Below are 16,808 nucleotides of genomic sequence, written 5' to 3'. Positions count from 1 at the left end.
GAGGGCGCCGATGGGCAAACCGCAGAGATCACTCACCCCCGAACAGGCGGCGCGCCAGACCTGGATGGGGCTTTTGGCGAAATCCGATGCGGCGCAGCTGGCCGGGTTGGTCGGGGCGCAGGGCGCGCTTCCCGCGTTTGACTGGCTGCGCCGTCCAGAGATCGGGGGTGTCATGGTGCGGGGCCGCATGGGCGGCTCCGGTGCGCCGTTCAACTTGGGCGAAATGACCGTGACCCGCTGTTCGCTGCGACTGGCGACGGGTGAGGTCGGTCATGGCTATGTGCAGGGCCGCGACAAGGTGCAGGCCGAGCACGCCGCCCTCGTCGATGCGCTGATGCAAGGCCCGCGCGCCGATGAGGTCCGCGACACCGTGCTCGACCCGCTGGAGGCCGCCCAAACCGAGATCCGCACCGCCCGCGCCGCCAAGGCCGCCGCCACGAAGGTCGATTTCTTCACCATGGTGAGAGGAGAGGATTGATGCAGGAACAAAGCCTTATCGGGGCGTTCGAGGCCCCGCCGCAGGATGCCGCCCGGGCGTTTCGCGCCGCTTTGGAAGCGCTGGCGCGTCCCGGCACGATCCATGAGATCAAGGGCGGCCAAGCCCCTGCGCCGGTTTCCGAGGCGGCGGCGAGCCTTCTGCTCACGCTTTGCGACCCGGAGACCCCGCTCTGCCTGATGGGCAGGCATGATACGCCGGAGATCCGTGATTGGATCGCCTTTCAGATCGGCGCGCCGATTGTCGGACCGGAAAGTGCGATGTTTGCGCTTGGCACCTGGACAGCCTTGCAGCCGATCACGAATTTTCTCATCGGCACGCCGGAATATCCGGATCGGTCGACGACCTTGATCGTCGAAATGGAGGCGTTGAGCCAGGACGGCGCGACGCTCGCCGGGCCGGGGATCAAGGAGACAGCGACTTTAGCGCTGCCCGACATTGAACCTTTCCAGATGAACCATGCGCTCTTCCCGCTCGGGGTGGACTTCTATTTCACCGCCGGCACGCAGATCGCCGGTCTGCCGCGTTCGACCCGCATCTCGGGCACGCAGGTTCTCGAAGCCACGGAGGCCAACTGATGTATGTTGCAGTCAAAGGCGGCGAACGCGCCATCGACAATGCCCATGCCTGGCTGGCCGAGGAACGCCGGGGTGATACATCCGTAGCGGAACTCACCGTGCCGCAGATCCGCGAACAGTTGGCGCTGGCGGTCAATCGGGTGATGACCGAAGGTTCGCTCTATGATCCCGATCTGGCCGCTCTGGCGATCAAGCAATCGCGCGGCGATCTGATCGAGGCGATCTTTCTGATCCGCGCCTACCGGACGACATTGCCGCGCATTGGCCATTCAGAGCCGGTGGAGACCGACACCATGGCCTGTGATCGTCGCGTCTCCGCGACCTTCAAGGATGTGCCGGGCGGGCAGGTGCTCGGGCCGACTTTCGATTACACCCACCGCCTCTTGGACTTCAAACTCATGGCCGAGGGCGAATTGCCGGCGGCCGCAGAAGGTGAACCGCGTCTGGAGCCGACACCACATGTGACGTCTTTTCTGAACAAAGAGGGGCTGATTCAGGGTGAAGAACATGCTGAGGTGATGCCGCCGGATCTCACCCGTGAGCCGCTCGAGCTGCCCGCCAACCGGGCGCTCAGGCTTCAGGCGCTGACCCGGGGCGACGAAGGCTTCATCCTGTCGATGGCCTATTCGACGCAGCGCGGCTACGGCAACAGCCATGCGTTCGTCGGCGAGCTGCGCATCGGCAAGGTGGCCGTCGAGATGGAAGTTCCCGAGCTGGGTTTTGCCATCGAGGTCGGCGAGGTCGAACTGACCGAATGCGAAACGGTGAACAAATTCGCCGGCTCCAAGGTGGAGCCGCCGCAATTCACCCGCGGCTACGGGCTGACCTTTGGCCAGACCGAACGCAAGGCGATTTCCATGGCGTTGGTCGACCGCTCGCTGCGCAGTAAGGAGCTTGGCGTCGAGGTGTCAAACTCCCCGGCGCATGATGAAGAATTCGTGCTGTATCACTGTGATAACATTCAGGCGACCGGATTTCTCGAGCATATCAAATTGCCACACTATGTGGATTTCCAGTCCGAGATGGAGCTAGTGCGCAAAATGCGCGCGGAGATCGCCGAAGCTGAGGCCGGATCAAGCGTGAAGGAGGCCGCGGAATGAGCGACTATAACTTCGCCTATCTCGACGAGCAAACCAAACGGATGATCCGTCGCGCGATCCTCAAGGGGATTGCCGTGCCGGGCTATCAGGTGCCTTTCGCCTCGCGCGAAATGCCGATGCCTTATGGCTGGGGCACCGGCGGCGTGCAGGTCTCTGCCGCCTGTCTTTGCCCGGAAGACACGCTCAAGGTGATCGACCAGGGCGCCGATGACACCACGAATGCCGTGTCGATCCGCAAGTTTTTCGAGAAGACCGCCGAGATCGCCGTGACCGAGAAAACCCGCGAGGCAACGGTGATCCAAACACGTCACCGCATTCCCGAGGAGCCGCTCACCGAAGGCCAGATCCTTGTCTATCAGGTGCCCATTCCCGAACCGCTGCGCTTTCTGGAGCCGCGCGAGACCGAGACCCGCAAGATGCACGCGCTCGAAGAATACGGGCTGATGCATGTGAAACTTTACGAGGACATCGCCAAACACGGTCATATCGCCACCTCTTACGCCTATCCGGTGAAGGTCGAAGATCGCTATGTGATGGACCCGTCGCCGATCCCGAAATTCGACAATCCGAAAATGGACATGGCGGCGATCCAGCTTTTCGGTGCGGGGCGCGAGCAACGCATCTATGCCGTGCCGCCCTATACGAAAGTGGTCTCGCTGGATTTCGAGGATCACCCGTTCGATCCGTCGAAAGCCAATCACCCCTGCGATCTCTGCGGGGCCGAGCATACCTATCTCGATGAGGTGATCATCGACGACGAGGGCGGGCGGATGTTCGTCTGCTCCGACACTGATTATTGCGCCGAGCGGCAGGCCGAAGGCCATCGCGGGCGTCTGTCCCCCTCCGAAAATATAGAGAAGGCTGCCGAATGAGCACGCACCCCCCTGTTCAACCGCTTCTCTCTGTCAAAGATATCCGCAAGACCTATGGCGGGCGCATCGGCTGTACCGATGTCTCTTTCGATCTCTACCCCGGCGAGGTCATGGGCATCGTCGGCGAATCCGGCTCCGGCAAATCGACGCTTCTGAATTGTCTCGCCGGGCATCTGCCCTCGGACGGTGGCGAGGTGCTGTTCGACACCCGCGACCGGGGGCTGGTCGATACGCTCAAGATGTCCGAGCCGGAACGCCGCATGCTGTCGCGCACCGACTGGGCCTTTGTCCATCAGCATGCCCGCGACGGGCTGCGCATGGGCGTCTCGGCTGGTGGCAATGTCGGCGAGCGGCTGATGGCCGTGGGCGCGCGGCATTACGGCAATATCCGCTCTCAGGCGGTGGATTGGCTCGACCGCGTCGAGATCAGCGAAGACCGGGTGGATGACAAACCCTCGGCCTTTTCCGGTGGCATGCAGCAGCGTCTGCAAATCGCGCGGAACCTTGTGACCGGGCCGCGGCTTGTCTTCATGGATGAGCCCACGGGTGGTCTCGACGTCTCGGTGCAGGCCCGCCTTTTGGACTTGCTGCGCGGATTGGTGCGCGAAATGGGCCTTTCGGCGATCATCGTCACCCATGACCTTGCCGTGGTGCGGCTTTTGGCGGATCGTCTGATGGTGATGAAATCCGGCCGTGTGGTCGAGCACGGCCTTACCGATCAGGTGCTCGATGATCCGCAACATGCCTATACCCAGCTTCTCGTCTCCTCGGTCCTGCAGGTCTGAGCCATGATGTTCGCCTATCGCGCAACCCCTCTCGGCCTTGAAAAATTGCCACCCGAAACGCTTGGGGCCGGCGATCTGACCGATGCGCTTTGGGTGGATCTTTTGAGCCCGCAGTCCGCTCAGGTGGCGGCGGTGGAGGCCATGGGTGTCAATGTGCCGACGCTCGCGGATATGCAGGAGATCGAGGTCTCCAACCGTCTGTACCGCGAGGGCGACACGGAGGTGCTCACCATCGTCTTGCCGGGGCTCGACAAGCACAAGACGCCGAGCTTCGGTCCCGTGGCCTTTCTGATCACGCCGGAGCGGCTCTTTACAGTGCGCTATCACACGCCGCGGCCGTTCGAGACCTTTGCCGATCACGCGGCGCAATCGAGTGCCGGTTTCGGCGGGCGTCGGCGGTTGTTCATGGGGCTGATCGAAGAGATCGTTGCGCGCCTGGCCGACCTTATGGAAGGTGTGGGCGAGGCGCTCGATCAGCAATCGCATGTGGCCTTTCGCGATCCGAAACCACGTGGTGACGAGCTGGCGGATGCGCTCAGAGCGCTGGGACGTCAAAGCGAACAGGTCGCCAAATATCGCCATGCGCTTCTGACCATCGAGCGGGCGCTGTCGAACTTTGGCCTTGGGCTTGAGGAAAAGGGCGACAAGGCGCTGCGCGAGATCCTCAAGGCGCAGGTCCGGGATTGTCAGGCGCTCACGGTGCATTCCGACTTTCTCGCCGGTCGGATCGCGCAGCTCACCGATGTGACGCTGGGTCTGATCAATCTGGAGCAGAGCGACACCAGCCGCATCCTCTCGGTGGTCGCCGTCCTGTTCCTGCCGCCGACGCTTGTGGCCTCGGTCTATGGCATGAACTTCCCCTTCATCCCGGGACTGGAAAGCCCGCACGGCTATCTCATCGCCACGGCGCTGATGATCGGTTCGGCCCTGGGCACTTACCTCTTTTGCAAATGGAAAAAATGGCTGTGATCGACATGACCCAGACCTCTTCTGACACTCCGATGATCCGCATCGAGGATCTCGCGAAATCCTTCACCCTGCACAATCAGGGCAGCGCGGTGATCCCGGTGATGCAAGGCGCCAGTTTCGAGGTTGCCGCCGGCGAATGCGTCGCGCTTACGGGCAATTCCGGTGCTGGTAAATCGACCCTGATGCGGATGATCTACGGCAATTACCTGAGCCAGGCGGGGCATATCTGGGTCGGCGAAACGGACGTTGCCAATGCCGAACCGCGCGAGATCATCGCATTGCGGCGTGCCACGCTGGGCTATGTGTCGCAATTCTTGCGCGTCGTGCCGCGTGTGCCGACGCTCGAGGTGGTGGCCGAGCCCTTGCTGGCCGTCGGCGTGGCGAAGGAGGCGGCTTACGCGCGCGCCCGCGATCTGCTCTCGCGGCTGAACATCCCGGAAACGCTCTGGAGCTTGTCGCCGACGACGTTTTCGGGCGGCGAGCAGCAGCGGGTCAATATTGCCCGAGGCTTTGCTCATACCTACCCGGCGATGCTTTTGGACGAGCCCACCGCCTCGCTCGATGCCACCAATCGTGAGACCGTGCTCAGCCTTATCGAAGAGGCCAAGGCGCGCGGGGCGGCGATCATCGGGATTTTCCACGATGCTCCGGCACGTGACCGTGTGGCGGATCGCGAGATCGATGTCTCCGCCTTCACGCCCTCGAGGGCGGCCTGATGGTCGGGCGGCTCTATGCGGTGGTCGGCCCTTCGGGGGTCGGCAAGGACACGTTGATAGAGGCGACAATGGAGCGCCGTCGGGATCTCGTGCGGGCCAAGCGGGTGATCACCCGCCCGACCGAGGCCGGTGGCGAAGATTTCGAAGGCGTCTCTGTCGAGGAGTTCGACCGTCGTCTGGAGGCCGGGGACTTTGCGCTTCACTGGCAAGCGCACGGGCTGAAATACGGTGTGCCGATCTCGATCGAGACCGCGCTCAATGAGGGGCACGATGTGCTGTTCAACGGCTCGCGCGGCATCTTGGCGGAGGCCTATGCGCTCTATCCCAATATGGGGGTGCTGCTGATCACCGCCTCACCAGAGGTGCTGGCGAAACGGCTCGCCGCCCGTGGCCGCGAGAGCCGGGAAGAGATCGAAAAACGTCTGGCTCGTGCCGGATATGACATTGCGCCCGGCCTGCCGGTTCGCCGGGTCGAGAATGACGGGTCCCTCGAAGAGGCGGTGGTGCAGTTTCTCGCGGCGCTTCAGCCGGAGAGGGTGTAACGGTGCAAGAGATGGAACCGCCCGTCCTCGGCTTCGCCGAAGAGGCACAGGTTCTCGATCACGAAGGGATCGGGCAGGAGCGGGGCCAAGACGGGCAGGAGCGCGGCCTTCACCGCCTCGGCCTCATCTCCCGCGAGCTTGCCGGAAAGTGTCAGGTGGAATTTGAATTCCTCCATCACGTAGGGGTAGCCCCATTGTGTCAACAGCGCCTCTTGCCGCTCAGAGAGCCCGGAGGCGCGACGACGCGCCAGCTCCGTCTCTGGCGGCTGCGCCCGATGCTTGTCCAGCGTGGCGACCACTTCGCCCGCCAGCGTTTCCAGCGCCGAGAGATCGCCCGTGGGCGTGAGCGCCAGGAAGCTGCCGATCCGCGTCAAAGCCAGCCCATCGAGCACCACCGGCGCATGGGTGGCGGCGAAGGTCTCGAGATCGCTCCGCAACTCTTCCACCGTGCCGGTCAGGCGAAACGGCGGCTTCAAAGTGCCGTGAAACCCGTATTTGCGCGGGGTGGCGGTGATCTCCGAGACCGGGAGCGGCAGGCCGTCGAGTTGCGGATGCGGGATCTCCTGCCCCTCGAATGCATCCCAGCCGAGCCAGCTGGCACAGACATCGGCGAACGGCCCCGGCGCGGGGGCGTAATAGACCGCGTATCTTTTGAAATTTTCCATGCTGCCCTGCCTATCCGCGCTCTGTCACATCCATGTGACATTGATCGGTCAGACAGGCGCTTCTGACAAGGATGAGATGATGACCGACTTTACTTTGAGCAACGCCCGGATCGTTCTGGAGAATGAGGTAATCACCGGCTCTGTGCGCATCGAAGATGGCAAGATCGCCGATGTGAGCACGGGCGGCACGACGGTGGCGGGTGCGATCGATTGTGCGGGTGACTTGCTGATCCCCGGCCTCATCGAGCTGCATACCGACAATCTCGAACGCCATATCGAACCGCGCCCCAAGGTCGACTGGCCGCATAAGGCGGCGATCCTCGCCCATGACGCGGAGCTGGCCTCCGTCGGTATCACCACCGTATTCGACGCACTGCGTGTGGGCTCGATCCACACCCGTGGCGACGCGGGCTATGGCAAATATGCCCGCAACCTGTCGCGCGAGATCATGGGAATGCGCGATCTCGGCGCGCTGAAGATCAGCCATTTCCTGCATCTGCGGGCCGAGATCTGTTCCGAGACGCTCGAGGAAGAAATGGCCGAATTCGGGCCGGAGGATCGCGTCGGGCTGGTGTCCCTTATGGATCACACGCCCGGTCAGCGGCAGTTCCGCGACATTTCCAAGCTCAAGGATTATGTGCAGAAGAAACGCGGCATGTCGGACGCCGAGTTCGACGATCACGTGGCGCATCTCTACGAGCTGCGCGACACCTATGCCACCCGGCATGAGGCGGTGGCGGTGGCGGAGGCCAAGCGCTACGGCGCGGTTCTGGCCAGCCATGACGATACCACGGCGGATCATGTCGAGACCTCGCGCAAACACGGCGTGCGGGTGGCGGAATTCCCGACCACGGTGGAGGCGGCACAGGCCTGCAAACTGCATGGTATCTCGGCGATGATGGGCGCGCCCAATCTCATTCGCGGCGGCTCGCATTCCGGCAATGTCGCCGCCCATGACCTCGCCGAACGCGGGCTGCTGGATATCGTCTCGTCCGACTATGTGCCCTCGGCGCTGATTTCCTCGGCCATCCTTCTGGCGGATCTCTGGGACGATCTGCCCCGGGCGGTGGCCACGGTGACCGCCAATCCGGCCCGTGCCGTGGGGCTCGCGGATCGCGGCCGTATTGCGCCGGGGCTGCATGCCGATCTGGTGCGGATCGCCCGAATCGAGGGCACGCCGGTGATCCGGGGCGTCTGGTCACATGGTCGTCAGGTCGGCTGAACGGGGCTTTCGTGACATTTGAAATGGAGGCGGTGTGGTTTTCGCACTGCCTTTTTTTGTGGCAATGCGCAGGGTAGGCGCGTGAAAAACAAGCCAATCATGCTGCATATGCGAAAAAAATCGGGGCAGGGGGCGGGAAACCTCCTTGCCCGGGCGCGGTGATCTCCTAGAAGCTAAACGCAACGAGCCACGCGCTCGCATGTCGCAAGGACGCGACGTGACCGATATCGCCCCGATCCGGGGCCCGCAGCAACGGCGCTGCAATCTCACCAAAGACCAATTGGGTCGTCTGTGACGATCCGCGTTCTGAGAGGAAGTGCCGTTATGACTGCTGAACTCCATATTGAGACCCGCAAACAGAAACTCGTGATCGTCGGCAATGGCATGGCGCCGGGGCGGATGCTCGAACATCTGTTCGAAACCACCGACCAATATGAGGTCACGATTTTCAACGCCGAGCCGCGCGTGAACTATGACCGTATCATGCTCTCGCCCGTGCTGTCGGGCGAAAAAAGCTACGCCGATATCATCATCCATGGTGAAGGCTGGTATGAGGAACATGGTGTGACTCTGCATCAGGGTGACAAGATCACCGAGATCCGCCGCCACGAGCGCAAGGTGGTCTCTGAAAAGGGCGTGGTGGCGGAGTATGACAATCTGGTCATCGCCACCGGCTCCAACCCGTTCATCATCCCCGTTCCCGGCCACGATCTGCCGGGGGTTCTGGCCTATCGTGATCTCGATGATACCGACGGCATGATCAAAGCCGCTGAGGAGGGCGGTCGTGCTGTGGTGATCGGTGGCGGGCTTCTTGGACTCGAAGCCGCCGCCGGTCTGAAACTGCGCGGCATGGAGGTGACGGTGTTGCATCTGATGCCGACGCTGATGGAGCGCCAGCTCGACACCGCCGCCGGTTATCTTTTGCAAAAAGAGCTGGAAAGCCGCGGCATCGAGGTGCGTTGCGAGGCCAATACCAAACAGATCCTGGGCAAGGACAAGGTCGAGGGCGTGGAGCTTGCCGATGGCACGGTGATCGACGCCTCGCTCGTCGTGATGGCCGTGGGCATCCGTCCGAATGTGCAGCTCGCGCAGGAGGCCGGGCTCGAGGTCAACCGCGGCATCGTGACGGACGCGACGATGAAAACCTCGGACCCGCATATCTATTCCGTTGGGGAATGCGTGGAAGTGGGCGGCATGGTCTATGGCCTCGTCGCACCGCTCTACCGCATGGCGAAAGTGGCCGCGACGCATCTTGCCGGGGCGTCGGAGGCTGCTTTCGCCCATGCCGAAACCCCGACCAAGCTGAAGGTCACCGGCTGTGATCTCTATTCGGTCGGCGATTTTGCCGAGGGCGAAGGGCGCGAGGACATCGTGCTGCGCGATGCACAACGCGGCACCTACAAACGCGTGATCCTCAAGGACAACAAGGTGATCGGTGCCGTGCTCTATGGCGATGTCGCTGATGGCGCCTGGTACAACCAGCTTCTGACCTCGGGCGAAGATGTCTCCGAAATGCGCGAGACGCTGATCTTCGGTCAGGCCTATCAGGGGGGCGGGCAGGCCGATCCGCTGGCCGCCGTCGCGGCGCTGCCGGACGATGCCGAGATCTGCGGTTGCAATGGCATCAGCAAGGGCACGATCGTTCAGGCGATCAAGGACAAGGGGCTGACCTCCTTGGCCGATGTGCGGGCGCACACCAAGGCTTCGAATTCCTGCGGCACCTGTACCGGGCTGGTCGAGAGTGTCATGGGGCTGACCCTTGGCGACGCGTTCAAGCTGCCCGAGGCCGAAGGCATCTGTGGCTGCACCACGCATGGTCACGGGTTCATTCGCCGGATGATCAAGGCCAAGGAGCTCAAATCCATCCCGGCGGTGATGCAGGAGCTGGAATGGGCGACGCCCGAGGGCTGTGCCAAATGCCGCCCGGCGCTGAACTATTACCTGGTGGCCGATTGGCCCGGTGAATATGTGGACGACCAGCAGTCGCGGTTCATCAACGAACGCGTCCACGCCAATATTCAGAAGGACGGCACCTATTCGGTCGTGCCGCGGATGTTCGGCGGCATCACCACGCCGGATGAGCTGCGCGCGATCGCCGATGTGGCCGACAAATACGACATCCCGACGGTCAAGGTCACCGGCGGTCAGCGCATCGACCTGCTGGGGGTCAAAAAAGAGGACCTGATCCCGGTCTGGGCCGATCTCAACGATGCCGGGATGGTGTCGGGCGCGGCCTATGCCAAGGGGCTCAGGACGGTGAAAACCTGTGTCGGTACGGATTGGTGCCGCTTCGGCACGCAGGATTCGACCGGGCTCGGCATCAAGCTCGAGAAAGCGCTCTGGGGCGCCTGGTCGCCTGCGAAACTGAAACTCGCCGTCACCGGCTGCCCGCGCAATTGCGCCGAGGCGACCTGTAAGGACATCGGCGTGATCTGTGTCGATAGCGGCTATGAGATCGTCTATGGCGGCGCGGCGGGCCTGCATATCCAGGGCACAACGCCCTTGGGCAAGGTTGCCAGTGAAGACGAGGTGATGGAGACCATCTGCGCGCTGACACAATATTATCGCGAGACCGGGTTCTACCTCGAGCGCATCTACAAATGGGCCAACCGGATTGGCTACGATCACATCAAAGAGGTGGCCTACGACGACCTTGAGGCGCGCAAGAGCTACGCCGAACGGTTCCGGTATTCTCAGAAATTCGCACAGATCGACCCCTGGGCCGAACGCGTCGCCGGCGCCGAAGCCCATGAATTCTCTCCCATGGCCACGCTCAATCTGGAGGCAGCGGAATGAACATGCAGACCAAAAACTGGATTGACGTCGGCAGCTTGAGTGACATCCCGCGCCAAGGTGCGCGCTGCGTGAAAAACGGCGAAATGACCATCGCCATCTTCCGCACCGCGGATGACCGGCTTTTCGCCCTCGAAGACAAATGCCCGCACAAGAATGGCCCGCTGAGCCAGGGCATCGTGCACGACGGCTGTGTCACATGCCCGCTGCACAACTGGGTGATCTCGTTGGAGACCGGCGCCGCACAGGGCGCCGATGAGGGCGAGACCGCAAGTTTCCCGGTGAAACTGGACGGGGAGACCGTGTTGCTCGGGCTGTGATGCGTCAGAAATCGAGGCCGAGATCGACGGTGCCGGCCGAATGGGTCAGCGCGCCCGAGGAGATGTAATCGACCCCCGTGGCGGCAATCGAGGCGATGCGCTCGAGCGTGACATTGCCGCTGGCCTCGGTCTTGATGCGGTCTCCGTCCTTGGCCACCATGGCGACCGCCTCGCGCAGCATGTCGTTGTCCATATTGTCCAAAAGCACGACGGAGGCGCCGCCGACCTCGAGCACTTCTGCGAGCTGGTCTAGACGGTCGACCTCGATCTCGACCACCATCATATGGCTGGCCTGCGCCTTGGTGGCCTCGAGCACCTGACGGATGCCGCCGGCGGCGGCAATGTGATTGTCCTTGATCAGGATCGCATCCGACAAGGAATAGCGGTGGTTGAAGCCGCCACCATGCAGCACCGCCTGTTTCTCGACGATCCTGAGCCCCGGCGTGGTTTTGCGGGTACAGGTGATGCGGGTCGCATAGCCTTCGGCGGCGGCCACATAGCCCGCCGTCATCGTGGCAATGCCGGTGAGGCGCCCGGCGAAATTCAGCGCCACGCGTTCGCCCGAGAGGATCGCCGCGGCGTCGCCTTCGATCTCCATCAGAACGTCACCCTTTTGGCAGCGCTGACCGTCGCCGATCACCGTGCGGACTTTCAGGGAGGGATCGACGAGGTGAAAGGCGATGCGGGCGATCTGCATGCCCGAGACCACCGCATCGGCGCGGGCATTGAGCCGCGCCTTATAGGTGGTGCCGGCCGGGATCACGGTGCGGGTGGTGATGTCGCCATAGCTACCGAGGTCTTCCATCAGCGCGTTGCGCACCATCGGTTCCAGGATGAGATCGGGAAGGGTCATGACAGCTCCTCAATGACTTTCTCTCGCAGGGCGAGCGCCTCAGGCAGGGTGATTTTCGTGCGTTTGCCGCGCTCTGCCATGTCCGGGAAATCGCTGCGCTCGTGCGCGCCGCGGCTTTCCTCGCGCAACAACGCCCCGGCGGCGATCAGGGTGGCGGTGGCGCACATATTGGCGAAAGAACGGCTTTCGGGGTGCGCGCTCTCGATCTCGGCAATGGCCCTGAGCGCGGTTTTCAGCCCCTTGGCATCGCGCACCACACCGACACAGCCGGTCATGGTCTGGCGGAGCCTGGCCACGGCGCGCGCATCCGGGCGTTCGCCGCCTTGCTCGAAGGTGATCGTGACCTCGGGAGTTTCACCGGGGTCCTCCAGGCTCTCCGGCGTTTCGCCAAGGCTTTTCAGCATGCCCCGGGCACAGACCCGGCCATAGACCAGCGCTTCGAGTAAGCCGTTCGAGGCCAGCCGGTTGGCGCCGTGCAGCCCGGTCGAGGACGCCTCGCCACAGACCCAGAGATTGCCGAGAGACGATTGCCCGTCGATATCCGTGTCGATCCCGCCCATGTGGTAATGCGCGGCGGCGGCCACCGGGATCGGCTCTTTCGCCGGGTCGATGCCGTTGCGGGCGCAGGCCTCGGCCACGGTCGGGAATTGGGTCTTGATCCGTTCGCCCAGCACCTCGCGGGTGTCGAGCATCGGCCGCATCCCGGCCTGCGACTGGGTATAGACCGCACGCGCCACCACATCGCGCGGCGCCAGTTCCGCATCCTTGTGCAGCCCGAGCATGAAGCGTTCGCCATGCTTGTTGATCAGCACCGCGCCTTCGCCCCGGAGCGCCTCGGTCGCCAGAGGTGCCGGGTCTTCGCCGACATCGATCGCGGTCGGGTGAAATTGCACGAATTCCGGGTCGGCGATCACCGCACCGGCCCGCGCCGCCATGCCGATCACCTGACCGCGGATGCGCGGCGGATTGGTGGTCACGGCAAACAGCCCGCCAGAGCCGCCCCCGGCCATCAGATAGGCGGCACCGCGCAGCATCACCGGGGCAGAGCGGGCCTCATCGGCGGCCTGGATCGCGACGCCGGTGATCCGACCGTTCTCGACATCGAGATCGACCGCCATCGTGCCTTCGAGCACCTGGATCGACGGGGTCGCACGGACGCGCTCGATGAGCGCCGCCATGATCGCGGCCCCGGCCTGATCGCCCTTGACCCGTACCACACGGGCAAAGCTATGCGCCGCCTCGCGTGACAGCACATAGCCGCCATCCTCGGTGCGATCGAACGGTGCGCCCAAGGAGGTCAGATCGAGAATATGCGCCCGTGCCTCATGGGTGACCATGGCGGCGATTTTGGGATCGACCGTGCCGGCGCCCGCCACCTCGGTGTCATGGGCGTGGTTCTCGGCCGTGTCGGCGGGGTCCATGGCGGCGGCGACACCGCCCTGGGCCCAAGCGGAACTTGCGCCCAGCCCCAGCGTCTCGGGGGAGATCATCACCACCGGGCGGGGCGCCAATTCCAGAGCGGCGTAAAGGGCACCGAGCCCTGCGCCAACGATGACGATGCGATCGGTGGTGACGATTTTCATGTCCGGCTTAAATCCCAAGCTCGCGCGACAGGTCGATCATACGTTGCACCGACAGGCGTGCCTTGGCGGCGATGGCCTCATCGACCTCGACCTGATTGTCCATCGTGTGCAGCACGTAGAGGATCTTTTCGAGCGAGATCTTCTTCATATAGGGGCACATGTTGCAGGGGCCGAGGAAATCGACCTCCGGCAGCTCGTCGGCGATATTCGAAGCCATCGAGCATTCGGTCACCAGCATCGCCTGTTTCGGCTTGTTCTCGGTGACATATTTGATGATGCCGCTCGTGGAGCCGGAGAAATCCGAAGCCTCGATCACCGAGGGGGGGCATTCCGGATGGGCGATGATCTTCGTTCCCGGGTTCCAGCTGCGAAAGTCGTTGATGTCCTCGGCCGTGTATTGTTCGTGCACGATGCAGGAGCCGGGCCAGAACACCACGTTTTTCTGCGGCACGTCGCGGGCGACATTCTGTGCCAGATACTGATCCGGAGTCATGATCACCGTGTCGCTCTCTTGCGCGGCGACGATCTGGGCGGCGTTCGACGAGGTGCAACAGATGTCGGAGGCGGCTTTCACCTCGGCCGTGGTGTTGACGTAGGAGACCACCGGCGCGCCGGGGTATTTCGCCCGCATTTCCTCGATGCCGTCGGCGGTGATGCTTTCGGCCAGGGAACAGCCCGCCTGCATATCCGGCATCAGCACGGTCTTTTGAGGGCTGAGGATCTTCGAGGTCTCGGCCATGAAATGCACACCGGCCTGGACGATCACGTCGGCCTCGACCTCGGCGGCTTTCATCGCCAGCTGCAAGCTGTCGCCGACGAAATCGGAAACGCCGTGATAGATCTCCGGCGTCATGTAATTGTGCCCGAGGATCACCGCGTTGCGCTCTTTTTTCAGCGCATTGATGGCTTTCACATAGGGGGCGTAGATTGCCCAGTCGGGCAGGGGCACCACACGATCCATGCGGGCATAGATGTCCTGCATGGAATTGGCCAGATCGAGGGACGGGGCGAGGTCATAGGCATCGGTGAGTACCGAGCGAACGTGAGTAAGATCGAGCAAAGATCCAATCTCCGTTGGTGAAGTTGCTCTCTGTTATAGCCTGGCCGGGGCAAAACCAAGCCCCACGTGCAGCTTCTCGCCAAAATCCCGGCTGCCTTTGGGCGCTAACGTCGCCGATTTCGGGGTGTGAAGCGATGACACCCTGCCGAGCTTTCCGCCTTTCGCATCGAAAGGCAGGTTCGCGCCCATGTCGGACATTGGCCTTCTGGGCGCGGGACAAGGCCGAAGGCTGCGGTGCCTGCGCCTGCCCGTGCCACGCCGGAGGCGTGCTTTCAGCGCGGCCGGGCTGGCGCACTCAGGCCGCGCAAAGACCTCATAAATAAGAAATGTGCTGTGTCATAGAGTGCTGCGTACCTGTTTAAGCGTCACCCCACGGGCAGGCTTGTCACGGCTCAGCGCCAGAGAGGCGATCCTTCCGTCCCGCAAAGCAGGCATTCGTGCGTCCAGTTCCTCGGCTCTGGTTCTGGCCCCAAAATTACCCGGGGCGGAAAACGCCACGGGGCAGATATCTTTCAGCTGTGCTCGCCAAGCCAACGGGCCTGCCTGCGACCTGTAACACAGGTCCGGCGCCGGATCAGGCCGCGTATTCGATCGCGATCTGATCGGCCGTGAGATCCGTCACCCCGGGGACACCGAGAACGATTGCGCCGTCGACCAGAACATTGGAGCCGGTGCCATCTGCCATGGCGCTGACTTCGACGGTGGCATCTTGCGGCACGCCGCTCAGCAGGATCGTATCTTCGTCTGGTGTAAAGTCCTGAACCGTCGGATAGGCGCTGTCCTCGCCCTCAATCGGGGTTTCGAAGGAATCGAAGGCAACCTCGAACTGGTCAAGACCGTCCCCGCCGGTGAGATCGCCGGTCTGCCCGGTGATGATGTGATCGTCGCCCGCGCCGCCATCGAAGATGTTGCTGCCCTCGGTGTCGAACAGGACGTCATTGCCGTCTTCGCCCAGCAGGGTGTCATCGCCGATCTCGCCGGTGATGTAATCGTCATCCTCGCCGCCGGCGAGCGTGTCATCGCCACCGCCGCCACGAATACGGTCTTCGCCCTCGGCCCCATCGACGACATCGTCGCCCGAGTTGCCGCGCAGGTCGTCATTGCCCTCGCCACCAAAGATCAGGTCGCTGCCGCCGCTGCCACGGATGGTGTCGTCACCGGCGCCGCCGTTCAGCAGGTCCTGGCCCGTGCCACCATCGATCTCGTCATTGCCGTCCCCGCCCCAGATGGTGTCGTCATCCTCTTCGCCAAAGAGCCGGTCATCGCCTGCGTCACCCATCAGCGTGTCGTCACCCTCGTCGCCGACCAGCGTGTCATTGCCTTCGCCACCGACCGCCAGATCGTCGCCCCAGCCGCCCCGCAGCAGATCGTTGCCGTCTTCACCATAGAGTTGATCATCGCCGCCGTTGCCGCGCAGGTCGTCATCGCCATCGCCGCCGATCACCGTGTCATCATCGGCATAGCCGCGAATGGTGTCGTCGCCGCTGTTGCCGAAGATGATGTCTTCGCCGGCCCCGGCGATGACCTCATCATCCATGTCGGACCCGACGATTGCATCGTTCTCTTCGGTGCCGGTGGTTGCCGTATCTTGGTCCTCCGACTCGCCTCCCGAGAAATCAAACATGAACCCGGCAGCGGTCAGTGATACAAGAAGGCCTGCAAACATAAACATCTAGAAATGCTCCAAATTAATCTTTCTTAAGAGCATCATCCCGCCTTGGTTTTGTCAACTTTATGCCGCAATTCGATACGCTCTGTCCTCGCGGCAAGCACAATGGCTAATATCTCTGACGATTGTTTGCGCATATGGGGAAATGACTGCGGGGCGTCGCGGCGCCCGACCGCTATCTCCTCGGCCCTCCGACCGCATGCGGGAGCTCCGAAGTCGATGATTCTGCCGCGGCAGTGGCATTTGGAGCGACATGGTCTGCGATGGTCCGATCTGAAAGGATCGATTGTTAATGCGAACAAGTCGGCGAGCGCTTTTGGGATATCAAAAGGTCAGGGCATAATTCGCTCGAACGCTTCCGGCGCAAGCATGGTCTGGAGAGCCGCGCCAAAGGGCGGGATATTGTCGATGAGACGTAACCATCTGACAAAAGAAGAATTTTGTAACGCAGATCCCTGCGTAGAATCTTTGCGATCTAATCATATAGGGGGATTTGGTGGAGCCTAGCGGGATCGAACCGCTGACCTCCTGCATGCCATGCAGGCGCTCTCCCAGCTGAGCTAAGGCCCCATCATGACCGGTTTG

The 16,808-nt window shown here is 62.7% G+C and carries 16 protein-coding genes and 1 tRNA gene; 11 read left to right on the top strand and 6 right to left on the bottom strand.

Features of this window, described 5'->3' with window-relative positions:
* Positions 1-10 precede the first annotated feature (10 nt).
* Genes phnG through phnN form a run of 8 tightly spaced genes read left to right on the top strand, consistent with a single transcriptional unit; the run spans position 11 to position 6,058 of the window.
* Positions 11-478 (top strand): phosphonate C-P lyase system protein PhnG, encoded by a 468-nt coding sequence (gene phnG / locus BM151_RS09370; RefSeq protein ID WP_090060314.1) that lies wholly within the window; start codon positions 11-13, stop codon positions 476-478.
* A complete protein-coding gene (gene phnH, locus BM151_RS09365) occupies positions 478-1,074 on the top strand; it encodes a phosphonate C-P lyase system protein PhnH (RefSeq protein WP_090060312.1) in 597 nt (198 codons plus the stop codon). Before phnG ends, phnH begins: the two co-directional genes overlap by 1 nt.
* Entirely contained in the window at positions 1,074-2,174 is a 1,101-nt protein-coding gene (locus tag BM151_RS09360) for a carbon-phosphorus lyase complex subunit (protein WP_090060310.1), read from the top strand. The genes phnH and BM151_RS09360 overlap by 1 nt, the downstream gene beginning before the upstream one ends.
* Positions 2,171-3,046 carry an alpha-D-ribose 1-methylphosphonate 5-phosphate C-P-lyase PhnJ gene (locus BM151_RS09355; protein WP_090060308.1) on the top strand — a complete coding sequence of 292 codons (876 nt, stop codon included), beginning with the start codon at positions 2,171-2,173 and terminating at the stop codon, positions 3,044-3,046. The genes BM151_RS09360 and BM151_RS09355 overlap by 4 nt, the downstream gene beginning before the upstream one ends.
* On the top strand, positions 3,043-3,831 hold the full coding sequence (gene phnK, locus BM151_RS09350) for a phosphonate C-P lyase system protein PhnK (RefSeq protein ID WP_090060306.1): 789 nt from the start codon (positions 3,043-3,045) through the stop codon (positions 3,829-3,831). The genes BM151_RS09355 and phnK overlap by 4 nt, the downstream gene beginning before the upstream one ends.
* A 3-nt stretch (positions 3,832-3,834) precedes the next feature.
* The gene (locus BM151_RS09345) at positions 3,835-4,800 is read left to right on the top strand and encodes a CorA family divalent cation transporter (RefSeq protein ID WP_090060304.1); all 966 of its coding nucleotides are present in this window, start codon (positions 3,835-3,837) and stop codon (positions 4,798-4,800) included.
* A gap of 32 nt (positions 4,801-4,832) precedes the next feature.
* On the top strand, positions 4,833-5,516 hold the full coding sequence (gene phnL / locus BM151_RS09340) for a phosphonate C-P lyase system protein PhnL (protein WP_090060747.1): 684 nt from the start codon (positions 4,833-4,835) through the stop codon (positions 5,514-5,516).
* Complete coding sequence (gene phnN / locus BM151_RS09335) at positions 5,516-6,058, top strand: phosphonate metabolism protein/1,5-bisphosphokinase (PRPP-forming) PhnN (RefSeq protein ID WP_090060302.1); 543 nt, start codon at positions 5,516-5,518, stop codon at positions 6,056-6,058. The genes phnL and phnN overlap by 1 nt, the downstream gene beginning before the upstream one ends.
* Here the strand turns inward: phnN and BM151_RS09330 are convergent.
* Positions 6,040-6,723, bottom strand: coding sequence for a DUF1045 domain-containing protein (locus tag BM151_RS09330; RefSeq protein WP_090060299.1), 684 nt, complete (start codon positions 6,721-6,723; stop codon positions 6,040-6,042). The genes phnN and BM151_RS09330 overlap by 19 nt on opposite strands.
* Before the next feature lie 79 nt (positions 6,724-6,802).
* Between BM151_RS09330 and BM151_RS09325 the strand changes: the two genes are divergently transcribed.
* From BM151_RS09325 to nirD, 3 genes are all read left to right on the top strand, one after another.
* Positions 6,803-7,945: an alpha-D-ribose 1-methylphosphonate 5-triphosphate diphosphatase gene (locus tag BM151_RS09325; RefSeq protein ID WP_090060746.1), complete on the top strand. Its 1,143-nt coding sequence runs from the start codon at positions 6,803-6,805 to the stop codon at positions 7,943-7,945.
* 324 nt (positions 7,946-8,269) lie between these two features.
* On the top strand, positions 8,270-10,741 hold the full coding sequence (gene nirB, locus BM151_RS09320) for a nitrite reductase large subunit NirB (protein ID WP_090060297.1): 2,472 nt from the start codon (positions 8,270-8,272) through the stop codon (positions 10,739-10,741).
* Entirely contained in the window at positions 10,738-11,058 is a 321-nt protein-coding gene (nirD, locus tag BM151_RS09315; RefSeq protein ID WP_090060295.1) for a nitrite reductase small subunit NirD, read from the top strand. The genes nirB and nirD overlap by 4 nt, the downstream gene beginning before the upstream one ends.
* A gap of 4 nt (positions 11,059-11,062) precedes the next feature.
* On the opposite strand, the gene nadC is transcribed toward nirD, so the two are convergent.
* The 5 genes from nadC to BM151_RS09290 form a co-directional block, all read right to left on the bottom strand.
* On the bottom strand, positions 11,063-11,911 hold the full coding sequence (nadC, locus tag BM151_RS09310) for a carboxylating nicotinate-nucleotide diphosphorylase (RefSeq protein ID WP_090060293.1): 849 nt from the start codon (positions 11,909-11,911) through the stop codon (positions 11,063-11,065).
* Complete coding sequence (locus BM151_RS09305; RefSeq protein WP_090060291.1) at positions 11,908-13,494, bottom strand: L-aspartate oxidase; 1,587 nt, start codon at positions 13,492-13,494, stop codon at positions 11,908-11,910. The genes nadC and BM151_RS09305 overlap by 4 nt, the downstream gene beginning before the upstream one ends.
* Positions 13,495-13,501: 7 nt before the next feature.
* Positions 13,502-14,554, bottom strand: coding sequence for a quinolinate synthase NadA (gene nadA / locus BM151_RS09300; protein ID WP_090060289.1), 1,053 nt, complete (start codon positions 14,552-14,554; stop codon positions 13,502-13,504).
* 574 nt (positions 14,555-15,128) lie between these two features.
* The gene (locus tag BM151_RS09295) at positions 15,129-16,226 is read right to left on the bottom strand and encodes a calcium-binding protein (protein ID WP_090060287.1); all 1,098 of its coding nucleotides are present in this window, start codon (positions 16,224-16,226) and stop codon (positions 15,129-15,131) included.
* A 491-nt stretch (positions 16,227-16,717) separates the two neighbouring features.
* Positions 16,718-16,793, bottom strand: a tRNA-Ala gene (locus BM151_RS09290).
* Positions 16,794-16,808 lie beyond the last annotated feature (15 nt).

The sequence above is a fragment of the Celeribacter neptunius genome (genome assembly GCF_900113955.1).
GTDB lineage: Bacteria > Pseudomonadota > Alphaproteobacteria > Rhodobacterales > Rhodobacteraceae > Celeribacter > Celeribacter neptunius.
Note: the sequence above shows the minus strand (reverse complement) of the source record. Positions and strands in the feature narration are given on the sequence as shown.